This is a genomic window from Candidatus Pelagibacter sp. (assembly GCF_052049815.1).
Taxonomy (GTDB): Bacteria; Pseudomonadota; Alphaproteobacteria; order Pelagibacterales; family Pelagibacteraceae; genus Pelagibacter.
The window spans coordinates 1-11,892 of the sequence record NZ_JBNGZG010000032.1; the positions used below are offsets into that span (position 1 = coordinate 1).

Here is an 11,892-nt window from a genome sequence, read left to right on the forward strand (position 1 = left end):
TAATGAAATATTTTCTGGTTCTCTTTTTAATACTAAAAAAATAATTACTATTAATAATGCAACCGATAAAATTTATTCTTTGATAGAGGAATTGATTGAAAAAAAAGTTCAAGATGTAAAATTAATATTAATTGCAGGTGTTCTTGAAAAAAGATCAAAATTAAGAAATATTTTTGAAAAAAACAAATTATTAATTTCGGTAGCTTTTTATAGTGATGACAATCAAATTTTATCTAACATAGCTAACGAATTTTTCAAAAGTAAGAAAATTTCAATATCTTTTGAAACTATTAACGCACTTGTTAATAAATGTAATGGGGAAAGAAAATTTTTAAATAATGAATTAGAAAAAATTGAAATGTTCTTAAAAAATAGAACAAGCATTTCTATTAAAGAGATAAATAAATTAACAAATTTAGGGGAAAATCATAGTATTAGTGAACTTGTTGACAATTGTTTAGCAAAAAACATAAAAAAGATTAATTACTTAATGAATGAAAACAATTTTGGCTCCGAAGATTCTGTTTTAATTATAAGAACTTTGCTACTTAAATCAAAAAGATTACTGAATTTAATACAAAATTTTTCTTCCTTAAAAAATATTGATATAACTATTTCAAATGCAAAACCTCCAATTTTTTGGAAAGATAAAGATATAGTAAAAAAACAAATTAAAGCTTGGTCTTTAAATCAAGTTGAAAAACTAATTTTTGAAATAAATGATATAGAGCTATTGATTAAAACTAATTCTCAAAATTCAGCTAATATTTTATCAGACTTTATAATTAGTAAATCTAGATAATTAATAATTAGACTTAATGATCTCAATCAATCTATTTAATTGATCAAGATCCTTATATTCTATTTTAATTGATCCTTTATTATTTTTACTGTTTGAAATATTTACTCTAAGTCCTATTTTCTCAGTAAGAGAATTTTGTAAAAATTGAACATTTGCGTCCTTAGATTTTAAAGAATTTTTCTTACCTTTGAATATTTTAACTAAACTTTCAGCCTGACGAACAGATAATTTTTTATCAAAAATTTTATTAGCGATAAATTCAGCATTATCTAATCCTACAAGCACTTTTGCATGTCCAGCTGAAATTTTTCTTGTTTCAATTAAGTTTAGAACTTCTTTTGGTAAAGTTAATATCCTTAAACTATTTGTGATATAGCTTCTGCTTTTACCAATAAACTTTGATACCTTTTCATGATCGTATGAAAATTCATCTATTAAGCGTTGATAACTTTGCGCCTCTTCAAGAGGATTGAGGTCATCTCTTTGTACGTTTTCAATTATTGCAAACTCTAAGGACTTTAAATCGTCAACATTTGTAATTACCACTGGGACTTCTTCTAAACCTGCTTTTTTCGCTGCTAAAAATCGCCTTTCTCCAGCTATAATTTCATATTTGTCATGATCTTGATTGTGTTTTCTGACAATTATAGGTTGAAGAACACCTCTTTCTTTAATGGAGTTAGTTAATTCATTTAGTTTATTTTCATCAAAAATTTTTCTAGGTTGAAATCTGTTTTTAACAAGCTTGCTAACTTCTATTGTATTATTTTTATTAGTTGATTTAGTTTCGCCAATTAAAGACGATAATCCCCTGCCCAATCCTTTTTTTAATTTATTCATTAAGCAACACTTTCTATTTGAAATTCTTTATTTAAAAATTCGTCTGTAAAACTGAAATAAGATTTACTTCCTGGACAAGTTTTATCATAAATTAAAACTGGGACTCCATGCGATGGAGCTTCTGATAATCTTACATTTCTAGGTATTACAGTGGTATAAACTTTATCTTTAAAATATTCTCTTGCTTCTTTCTCCACTTCTGATGATAGTTTATTTCGTTTATCATACATAGTTAATAAAATACCCTGTATACCTAATTTTGGATTTAAATTAGATTTTACCCTTTCAATGGTTTTCATTAATTGAGTTAATCCTTCTAGTGCAAAAAATTCTGTTTGAAGCGGAACTAACAAAGTTACAGAAGAAACCAATGCCATCACTGTCAGCAAGCTCAAAGAAGGTGGACAATCAATCAATATATAATCATAATTTTGTTGATTTTCTTTTGAAAAATCAGCTAATTTTTCCTTTAAAATAAAAGCTCTTTTTTCATCACCAGCTGTTTCCACTTCTAAACCAGACAGATCAACATTCGATGTAATTAAATCTAAATTAGAAAATTTAGTTTTTTTTATGCAATCTAATATTGATTTTGATCCGTTCAACACTCCGTAAATAGTTAATTCAGAATCATCAGTATTAGAAAGGCCTAGTCCTGTAGTAGCATTTCCTTGGGGATCTAAGTCAATGACTAAAACTTTTTTATTTAGTTGTGAAAGACCTGCGGCTAAATTAATTACCGTTGTTGTTTTTCCGACTCCACCCTTTTGATTAATTATTGAAATTATTTTCATATTTTTTTTATGCCTTTAATATTCAAAATGAATGAGTCATTATTTGTAATACTTTTTTTTGTCTCGTAATCTAATTTCCATTTTTTCAACGTTTCAGACAAAATTTCATTTCCAGTCTTACCCATAAAGATGATTAAATTTTTAAAGTTTTTAAAATTTGTGTTAAGTAATTCTAAAACAACAGGCAAAGGTTTAAATGCTCTTGATGTGATAATCGCTTTATCATTATCAGTATGATCAAAAATATTTTCCTTAAGTACTTCTGTATTTAAATTTAGATTAGTAGATACCTGTTTTAAGAAATTAGCTTTATGAAAACTTTTTTCGTACATAGCTGTTTTAATTTTACTCCCATTGTTTTTAGAAATAATTGAAAGTATAATTCCTGGTAATCCTGATCCTGATCCAAGATCTATTATTTTTTTTTGATTAAAATCAATAAAATCAATAATTTGCATTGAATCAATTATATGCCTTTTAACTATATATTCTCTGTTTATGTTAGCTCTGCTTATCAAATTGATAACATTATTCTCTTGCATAATAAGATCAATATATTTTTCTAAATCTATACAAGTTTCACGTGAAACATTTGGGAAAACTTTTTTTAAGTTATTTTTAACTATTGAATCATCCATTAAGCTATTTGCTTAATAGACCTTCTTTTAACATGTGACAACAAAATATATGCAGCAGCAGGAGTTACGCCATCAATTCTAAGTGCTTGACCTAAAGTTTTTGGTTTAATCATCTTAAATTTAGATTTAATTTCATTTGATAATCCTGATAGGCTGTCATAATTAACATTTTCAGGGATAACCAAGTTCTCATCTCTTTTGAATGCTAATATATCAGCATTCTGCTTATTTAAATATCCTTTATAATGGCAGTTTATTTCGATTTGCTCATCAATTTCATCATTAAAGTAGGGTATTTTAGGCCAAATTTCCCTTATTTTTTTCATTTTGACTGAATTTCTTGATAAAATATCTTCAGCACTTCTAAGTACTCCATCTTTGGCTATTTTAATTTGGAATTGTTCAGCTTTAGAGGGGGAGATCTTTAGAGACTTCATAATTTTTTTTGTTTCGTCAATTTTATTTAATTTATCATAAAAGTGATTTTTTCTTTTTTCTGATATTAAACCAATATTAACTCCTCTTGCAGTTAACCGTATATCTGCATTGTCTGCTCTTAAAGAAAGTCTGTATTCTGCTCTTGAAGTAAACATTCTATAAGGCTCCGCTACGCCTTTCGTGACCAAATCATCAATCATTACTCCTATATAAGCCTCAGATCTATCTAAAATAAAAGGTTCCTCATTCTTAACAGATAAAGCTGCATTTATACCCGCAATCAGACCTTGAGCAGCAGCTTCTTCATAACCAGTCGTACCATTGATTTGTCCAGCTAAGAAAAAATTTCTAATTTTTTTTGTCTCAAGAGTTAAAAATAACTCTCTAGGATCAACATAATCATATTCTATTGCATAACCAGGTCTAATTATTTTAACATTTTCTAAACCATTGATATTATTACATATTTCTTGCTGTACATCTTCAGGAAGTGAAGTTGAGATACCATTTGGATAAATTGTATGATCATTTAATCCTTCAGGCTCAAGATAAATTTGATGCCTGCTTTTTCCCTCAAATTTTATAATCTTATCTTCCACAGAAGGACAATATCTTGGACCAACACCCTGTATTGAACCAGAGTACATAGCACTCTTGTGTAAATTCTTTTTGATGATCGAGTGAACTTTATCATTCGTATAAGTCATACGACAACTAACTTGTTGATTAGAATTTTGTTTTGTAAGAAAAGAAAAAAAATATGGTTTGTCATCTGCGAACTGTTCTTCTAAATTTGAATAATCAATTGTTCTACCGTCTAATCTTGGAGGTGTTCCAGTTTTCAATCGTCCAATTTTAAAATCAAAATTTTTTAATTGCTCACTTAATCCAGTTGTAGGTTGTTCATTAAATCTTCCAGCTGGAATTTTATTATCACCAATATGGATAAGGCCATTCAAAAAAGTGCCTGTGGTCAGTATTATTTTCTTTGAATAGATATTAGAACCAGACTGAGTAGTAAAACCACTTATATAATTTTTATTAAAAATAAAATTAATTACAGAATCAGAAAATATTGTTAAATTACAATAGTTTACGAGTTTTTCTTGCATATATTTTTTATATAGCGATCTATCAGATTGAGTTCTAGGTCCTCTTACGGCTGGTCCTCTGCTGCTATTTAATAATCTAAATTGAATACCCGATTTATCAGCTACATCTGCCATCACTCCATCTAAAGCATCTATTTCTCTAACAAGATGTCCTTTGCCCAGACCACCGATTGCAGGGTTACATGACATTTCACCAATTGTACTAAAATCATTTGTAAATAAGGCTGTGTTAACACCTAGTCTTGCAGATGCGGTAGCTGCCTCACATCCAGCATGACCTCCACCAATTACAACAACATCAAAATTTAATTCTTTTTTCATTAATCCAAACTTATATTGCTAATGTTTATTTACAAGACTAGAAAAGCCTTTTTTATTGGTATTATTTCTTATTTGCCTATACAAAAATCATTAAAAATTTTTCCAAGGACTTCTTCTACATCTACATCACCAACAACGCGACCAAGATTTCTAGTAGCTAATCTTAAATCTTCTGCTGCTTTATCTAATTCGTTAATTGAATTATTTTCTAGAAAATTTTCTAAATGAAAAATACATTTCTCTAAATTTGATCTATGTCTTTCTCGTGAAATCAAAATATTTTCATTAACAATAAATTTATTTTTTAATTTTTTTTTAATTTCACCGATTAGTGTATTTATATTTAATTCATGTTTTGCTGAGATCATTGTATGTTTTAAGTTATTGATTAGACTATCGTCGAATTGATTAGAGATTAAATCAGATTTATTTACTACAATTAACGAATTCTCATCATAAATATTATCAAAAAAGCCTTTAAAATTTGGGTTTTTTGCGTCTAAAAGAATAATTTTCAAATCTGCATTTTCGGCTTTAGTCAGCGCTATTTCCACACCCCTTTTTTCAATAATATTATTTGTGTCCCTTAAACCTGCAGTGTCTGAAATTAAAACTGGATAACCATCTAAATTCAAACTAACCTCAATTGTATCTCTTGTTGTTCCCTCTATTTCTGAAACAATTGCCACTTCTCTTTTTGATAAACAATTTAATAAACTCGACTTACCAGCATTAGTTGGTCCAACTATTACAATTTTAAAACCGTCACGTATTTTTTCACCTACTTTATTATCATCTAAAATTGATTTTATAATATTAATTATTTCTTTTGTTTCATTTTTTAAATTTTTTAAAATATCCTCTGGCAAATCTTCTTCTGGAAAATCTATTTTTGCTTCAATATTAGCTAAAGTTTTTAATATTTTATCTCGTAGTTCTTGATATTTCTTTGAAATATTTCCATTAAGAAAATTCAAAGCTTGTTTTCTTTGTAGTTCTGTCTCGGATGAAATTAAATCAGATAAAGCTTCTACATCTAATAAATTTATTTTGCCATTTTCAAATGCAATTCTTGTAAATTCACCTGGTTCAGCAATTCTACAATCTTTTATTTTTGATAAATTTGACAAGAGTGCGGCAATGACTGCCTTACTGCCATGTACATGTAATTCTGCTAAATCTTCACCTGTGTAGCTATTTGGTTGAGGAAACCACAGAACTATTCCTTTGTCTATAAGTTCATTATTTTCAACATTATAAAATTTGGATATAGAAGCAATTCTAGGACTTGGTACATTTTTTTTCGTTAATTTATTTAAAACTTCTCTAGTATAATTTCCTGATATTCTTATTATCGCTATACCAGATTTAACATTTCCTGTGGAAAGGGCGAATATAGTCATTTTTCAAATATATCTTGAATATAAATAGGGGGGAATAGTAAATTTATTTCTTATAAAGTTTTTTCATAACTTTAGAGAAATTATGAACAAAATCATCAATATCAAATAAAGGTGATTTAAGTACTTGTTGTCTTAGATTTTCAATCATCGTTTTAAGGGCGAATCTGTTCTTTGTATAAAAAATTGCTTTTTTTACGTAATCATGATGATTTTTTGCAATAAACTCATCTAAAGATAAATTTTTATTAATACTAACACCACATCTAGAATTTAAATTAAACCCTTCAAGAGTTAAAACAGGTACTCCCATTGTGTAAGATTCAAATGATGTTGTGACACCGGTATAAGGAAATGTATCTAACGCTAAATCTATTTTGTTATAATCTTTTAAATGTTCTTCGGTTGATTTTTTTTTCTTTAAAAAAATTATTTTATCTAAATTTACACCTTCATTTAAAAACTTTTTTTTTATTACATCATAAACTTCTTTGCTATAACCGTAAGAATGTTTTAAAAAAATTTGAGAATTTGAATTTTTTAAAATTTCAGACCATATTTTTATAGTGTCGTTAGATATTTTTTGAAAATTGTTAAATGATCCAAAACTAAAGATTTCAGACTTTAAACAAGGTGTTTCTTCAATATCTGGTAAATTATTAGGCTTACCCATACAATTCCAAATTTTTGGCAAGTATAGTACTTTTTCCGTATATTGATTTTTCTCGTTCTCATAAATCAAATTTGGATCTGCAATAATATAATCCATATTATCAATTCCTATTGAATTATTATATCCAAGCCAACAAATTTGTACTGGAGCGCATCTATTAGCAAAAACATTAATTCTATGGCCATATGTAAGACCAATGAGATCAATTAAAATATCAATATCCTGATTTCTAATATTTTCGATCATTTGATCATCTGTTAAATCAAATGTATCGTACCAATTATTAAAACGCTCTTTGAAATATTTTGTGAGATTATCTTGTCTAGATATTTCTAAATTACTAAAAGCTGTTAAGTGGAAATCTTTTTTATCTATCTTATCTATAAATTTTTCTAAAAATAATCCTACAGAATGCATCCTAAAATCTCCTGATACAAAACCTAATCTGATCTTATTTCTGCTTTCATTAGAATTTAATTTAACAAATTTTTTTTTTTTTAAATTTTTATTAAATAGTTCATTTAATTTTAAACACTCAGATAAGTAATCATTTTGTGTTAAGCCAGATGGATAATTCATGCTTGCGATATATTGAAATCTACCACCATCAATTTCATTGTCTGGAGTTAAATCTAAAAGTTTCTTAAAGTAATTAATGCAAACATCCATATTACCTAGAAAAAAATGGGCCCTTGCTATTCCTTCTAATACTTTCTTGTCGTTTGGGGATTGTTTTATTCTTTCATTTAATAATGGTAATATTTGATAAAATTCCTCTGCTTTCAAACTAGAAAGAATAAAATTATATAATACTTCTAGGTTTGTTTTATCCTTTTTAAAAGCCTCATTTAATATTGAATTTGAAATTAAATAATCTTTTTTTTTTGAATTTGGATTAAGTACTTTTGAGCCAGCATATCCAATTTGTAAAAATAAAGGTAATTCACTAATTTTCCCTAAACTTTCTACTAAATTTTCGAAATCTGAATATTGTTTTTTTTGGTAAAAATTTAAAAGTTTTTTTTTTAGATCTTCTTTAAGATCAATCATTAAAATTATGCTGGTTTATTCATTGAATTAAAAAATTCAGAATTATTTTTTGTATCTTTTAATTTTGAACTTATGAATTCAATTGCATCCATAGTTCCCATAGGGGCAATTATTCTTCTTAGCACATTCATTTTTTGTAAATCATTTTTATCGAATAAAAGCTCTTCTCTCCTCGTGCCTGATTTTGTTATATCGATAGCTGGATAAATTCTTTTATCTGCAATTTTTCTATCTAAAACTGTTTCACTATTACCTGTGCCTTTAAATTCCTCAAAAATAACCTCATCCATTCTGCTACCGGTATCTATCAAAGCGGTTGATATAATAGTTAAAGACCCACCTTCTTCTATATTTCTTGCTGCACCAAAGAACCTTTTGGGACGCTGAAGTGCATTTGCATCAACACCACCGGTTAGTACTTTACCTGAGCTAGGTATAACTGCATTATATGCTCTTCCCAATCTAGTAATAGAGTCTAGTAATATAACCACATCTTTTTTATGTTCAGTAAGTCTTTTTGCTTTTTCAATTACCATTTCAGCGACAGCAACATGTCTTTGTGCTGGTTCATCAAAAGTGGAGCTTATAACTTCACCTTTAACTGTTCTTTGCATATCTGTTACTTCTTCGGGTCTTTCGTCAATTAATAACACTATCAAATAACACTCTGGATAATTCTTTGCTATAGAATTTGCTATACTTTGTAGCATTATCGTTTTACCGGCTTTTGGTGGTGAAATAATTATAGATCTCTGTCCTTTTCCAATTGGGCTCACTAAATCAATTAATCTTGGTGTTAAATCTTGTTTTTTATCTGGTTTAACTGCTTCAACTTCCATTACTAATTGTTTATTAGGATAAAGCGGAGTTAAGTTATCAAAAGCTATTTTGTGTCTTGATTTATCTGGTTCTTCAAAATTAATTTTACTTACTTGCAGCAGCGCAAAATATCTTTCACCTTCTTTGGGTGCTCTAACTGGTCCTTCGACCGTATCACCGGTTCTTAAACCAAATTTTCTGATTTGACTTGGACTAACATAAATATCATCTGGACCGGGCAAATAGTTTGACTCCATCGCTCTTAAAAAACCAAAGCCATCTTGTAATAATTGTAAAACTCCAGCGCCTGTTATCTCCTCTTTTTCAGCAACTTTTTTTAATATTGCAAATATAATTTCTTGTCTTCTAAGTGTACTAGCGTTTTCGATATCAAGTTCTTCAGCTTGCGTAATTAATTGTTCAGATGTTTTTAATTTTAATTCTTGGATGTTCATGATTGAGTGTTTTTATTAAGATAGGTACAATTAATATAATGTTTCTAAATTAAATTTCAACCTTAGATTGGCTTAAAAATTACAATAAATATGATTAAAATAAGAAGCAAGGTGGGAATTTCATTTATATATCTATAAAATTTAGATGACTTGTTGTTCTCGTCAAATTTAAATTTATTCAATAAATACCCAAGATAGAAATGATAGAATGTAAGGATTGCAACAAATATAAACTTTAATTGTAACCACAAAGCTCCTAATTGATCAAATCCAAGTTTAGAAATTAATAATAATCCAAACAACCAGCTTAGGACCATGGCTGGTGTCATGATATAATAAAACAATTTATACTCCATAGTTTTAAATACTGAAGTAACAATTTCATTATTATTTTCCGAATGATAAACAAAAATTCTAGGAAGATATAATAATCCAGCCATCCAGGAGATTACTGCTATTAGATGTATGCTTTTAAACAATAAATAACTATTCATAATTTAAACAAGGACATTTTTTAAAATTATTAGGACATTGTATTTTTGGGGGGTATAAGTTTTCTGTTAATTTATTGTCTTCTTTATTGATTACCAAATTAGATAAAGAGGATATAAAATTAGCGTTAACACCAAGGGCAGGAACTCTTACATATTCCACACATCCATTTTTGTCTGCCAATTCTTTATATTCTATATCAAGTTCTACTAATGTTTCTGAATGCTCGGACACAAAAGCGATTGGTACTAAAGCAATTTTTTTCCCAATTTTAGAATTTTCTACAATTACATCTTCAGTCGATGGACCAATCCATTTTAACGGCCCGACTCTACTTTGATAACTTAAGATCCAATCTAAATTTTTTATATTCATTTTATTTACAATTTCATTTACTGATTGCTCAACCTGCCATTGGTAGGGATCGCCTTTTTTAATGTTCTTTTCAGGCAAACCATGAGCAGAAAAAATTAACTTATAATTTTTTAGATCTTTTATCTTCTTATAAATTTCGTCTATATGTGCATCAATAAAATTAGTTTCTGTTGGGTAACAACAAATTGTCGATGTTTTAACTTTATAGTCATTTTTCTTACACACATCATGCCATTCTTTTATTGACGAACCTGATGTTGCTGCTGAATATTGGGGATATAAAGGTAATAATATTACTTCTTCGGGATTAAAATTTTTAATTTCATGAATAACATTTTCGGCTCTGGGATGCCAACACCTCATAACAATAAAACATTTGTATTCATTATTTTGATCTTCTGTATTTAATTTTTTTTCCAAAGAATTGGATTGATCTGTAGTTAATTTTAAAATAGGTGATGCCCCGCCAAGTTCTTCATATATTTTCTTTGCTGTTGGTGCTCTTCTGTTGGATATTAATTTTGCTAAAGGGTACCTTAAAAATTTAGGTAAATTTAATATTGCAGGATCATAGAATAAATTAAAAAGGAATGGCTCAACATTTTCCAGTTTATCTGGCCCACCTAAGTTAAACAAAATTACAGCTTTTTTCATTTAATAATCTTTTACAAATTTTACTAGATAATCCATCATTTCGGGTTTTGTCTCAGGCAAAATACCGTGACCCAAATTAAAAATATATGGATGATCTTTAAAAATATCTAAATATCTTTTAGCCTCTTTTTTTAAATTATCTTTATCTGTTAATAATACTTTAGGATCCATACCACCTTGAATTGGTATTTTTATATTTTTCACAATTTCCGATGGATTAACTTCATAATCAATACAAATCGCATCTGGTTTAACTATATCACAATAATTTTTAAAATTTTTAATGCCTCTTGGAAAACAAATTACTGGAACATTTAAACTTTTAATATAATCTACTAGACTTAATGTAGGAATATAAACATAATTAGGTAAATCTTTTTCTTCCAATAAACCTGCCCAACTATCAAAAATTTGGATCACATCGGCGCCATTATCTATTTGATTTTTTATATGTAATTTTAAAAACCTCTCGATTAAAAATAAAATTCTATTTATTAAAAAATCATCATTAAAAAAATCATCTTTTAACTTTAATTTAGGCGATTGTTTATTCAATATGTAAACAAGTAAAGTCCAAGGAGCACCAACAAATCCTATAGTACTTTTTTTATCTGTTAAATTATTTTTACTTACTTGATTTATTGCTTTATAAACTGGATACACTCTTTCTACAAAATCAACTTCATCTAATTTTGAAGCTTCTTCTAAATTTAATTCTCCTAATAATGGGCCAAAATCTTTTTTAAATTCTACCTTTTGATTTAATCCATATGGTAACATTAAGATATCAGAAAAAATTATAGCTGCATCAAGGTCAAATCTTTTTAAAGGTTGTAAAGTTATTTCTGAAGATAAATTAGCATTTAAACATAGTTTGATAAAATCTGGGTTTTGTTTTCTAATCTCTCTAAATTCTGGTAAATACCTTCCAGCTTGTCTCATAATCCATATAGGATTAATATCAGTCTTATTTTTTTTAATTATTTTATGGATAGGTGTCATTTAATAATTATATATATTTAGATAGTT

General features: G+C 27.7%; 11 protein-coding genes. 1 reads left to right on the top strand and 10 read right to left on the bottom strand.

The window, feature by feature from the left end:
- Positions 1–802 (top strand): DNA polymerase III subunit delta (gene holA / locus ACTT9D_RS05735; protein ID WP_440930838.1); only part of this gene is annotated, 802 nt, incomplete at its 5' end.
- Here holA and ACTT9D_RS05740 read toward each other — a convergent pair.
- From ACTT9D_RS05740 to hemE, 10 genes are all read right to left on the bottom strand, one after another.
- Positions 803–1,642 carry a ParB/RepB/Spo0J family partition protein gene (locus ACTT9D_RS05740; RefSeq protein WP_440930839.1) on the bottom strand — a complete coding sequence of 280 codons (840 nt, stop codon included), beginning with the start codon at positions 1,640–1,642 and terminating at the stop codon, positions 803–805.
- Positions 1,642–2,436 carry a ParA family protein gene (locus ACTT9D_RS05745; RefSeq protein ID WP_440930840.1) on the bottom strand — a complete coding sequence of 265 codons (795 nt, stop codon included), beginning with the start codon at positions 2,434–2,436 and terminating at the stop codon, positions 1,642–1,644. The genes ACTT9D_RS05740 and ACTT9D_RS05745 overlap by 1 nt, the downstream gene beginning before the upstream one ends.
- A complete protein-coding gene (locus tag ACTT9D_RS05750) occupies positions 2,433–3,074 on the bottom strand; it encodes a 16S rRNA (guanine(527)-N(7))-methyltransferase RsmG (protein WP_440930841.1) in 642 nt (213 codons plus the stop codon). Before ACTT9D_RS05750 ends, ACTT9D_RS05745 begins: the two co-directional genes overlap by 4 nt.
- Complete coding sequence (gene mnmG / locus ACTT9D_RS05755) at positions 3,074–4,945, bottom strand: tRNA uridine-5-carboxymethylaminomethyl(34) synthesis enzyme MnmG (protein ID WP_440930842.1); 1,872 nt, start codon at positions 4,943–4,945, stop codon at positions 3,074–3,076. Before mnmG ends, ACTT9D_RS05750 begins: the two co-directional genes overlap by 1 nt.
- Positions 4,946–5,013: 68 nt before the next feature.
- On the bottom strand, positions 5,014–6,348 hold the full coding sequence (mnmE, locus tag ACTT9D_RS05760; protein ID WP_440930843.1) for a tRNA uridine-5-carboxymethylaminomethyl(34) synthesis GTPase MnmE: 1,335 nt from the start codon (positions 6,346–6,348) through the stop codon (positions 5,014–5,016).
- A gap of 43 nt (positions 6,349–6,391) precedes the next feature.
- Positions 6,392–8,068: an O-linked N-acetylglucosamine transferase, SPINDLY family protein gene (locus ACTT9D_RS05765; RefSeq protein WP_440930844.1), complete on the bottom strand. Its 1,677-nt coding sequence runs from the start codon at positions 8,066–8,068 to the stop codon at positions 6,392–6,394.
- Between the two features lie 5 nt (positions 8,069–8,073).
- Positions 8,074–9,342, bottom strand: coding sequence for a transcription termination factor Rho (rho, locus tag ACTT9D_RS05770; protein ID WP_440930845.1), 1,269 nt, complete (start codon positions 9,340–9,342; stop codon positions 8,074–8,076).
- A 62-nt stretch (positions 9,343–9,404) separates the two neighbouring features.
- The gene (gene hemJ, locus ACTT9D_RS05775; RefSeq protein ID WP_440930846.1) at positions 9,405–9,836 is read right to left on the bottom strand and encodes a protoporphyrinogen oxidase HemJ; all 432 of its coding nucleotides are present in this window, start codon (positions 9,834–9,836) and stop codon (positions 9,405–9,407) included.
- A complete protein-coding gene (gene hemH / locus ACTT9D_RS05780) occupies positions 9,829–10,863 on the bottom strand; it encodes a ferrochelatase (RefSeq protein ID WP_440930847.1) in 1,035 nt (344 codons plus the stop codon). Before hemH ends, hemJ begins: the two co-directional genes overlap by 8 nt.
- Positions 10,864–11,865: a uroporphyrinogen decarboxylase gene (gene hemE, locus ACTT9D_RS05785; RefSeq protein WP_440930848.1), complete on the bottom strand. Its 1,002-nt coding sequence runs from the start codon at positions 11,863–11,865 to the stop codon at positions 10,864–10,866. It lies immediately after the preceding gene.
- Positions 11,866–11,892: the final 27 nt, after the last annotated feature.

What these genes read in the sequence shown, in the direction of transcription:
- mnmE (WP_440930843.1), bottom strand. Translation starts at nt 6,348, where the DNA reads ATGACTATATTCGCCCTTTCCACAGGAAATGTTAAATCTGGTATAGCG.
- hemE (WP_440930848.1), bottom strand. Translation starts at nt 11,865, where the DNA reads ATGACACCTATCCATAAAATAATTAAAAAAAATAAGACTGATATTAAT.
- rho (WP_440930845.1), bottom strand. Translation starts at nt 9,342, where the DNA reads ATGAACATCCAAGAATTAAAATTAAAAACATCTGAACAATTAATTACG.
- ACTT9D_RS05745 (WP_440930840.1), bottom strand. Translation starts at nt 2,436, where the DNA reads ATGAAAATAATTTCAATAATTAATCAAAAGGGTGGAGTCGGAAAAACA.
- hemJ (WP_440930846.1), bottom strand. Translation starts at nt 9,836, where the DNA reads ATGAATAGTTATTTATTGTTTAAAAGCATACATCTAATAGCAGTAATC.
- ACTT9D_RS05750 (WP_440930841.1), bottom strand. Translation starts at nt 3,074, where the DNA reads ATGGATGATTCAATAGTTAAAAATAACTTAAAAAAAGTTTTCCCAAAT.
- ACTT9D_RS05740 (WP_440930839.1), bottom strand. Translation starts at nt 1,642, where the DNA reads ATGAATAAATTAAAAAAAGGATTGGGCAGGGGATTATCGTCTTTAATT.
- mnmG (WP_440930842.1), bottom strand. Translation starts at nt 4,945, where the DNA reads ATGAAAAAAGAATTAAATTTTGATGTTGTTGTAATTGGTGGAGGTCAT.
- hemH (WP_440930847.1), bottom strand. Translation starts at nt 10,863, where the DNA reads ATGAAAAAAGCTGTAATTTTGTTTAACTTAGGTGGGCCAGATAAACTG.
- ACTT9D_RS05765 (WP_440930844.1), bottom strand. Translation starts at nt 8,068, where the DNA reads ATGATTGATCTTAAAGAAGATCTAAAAAAAAAACTTTTAAATTTTTAC.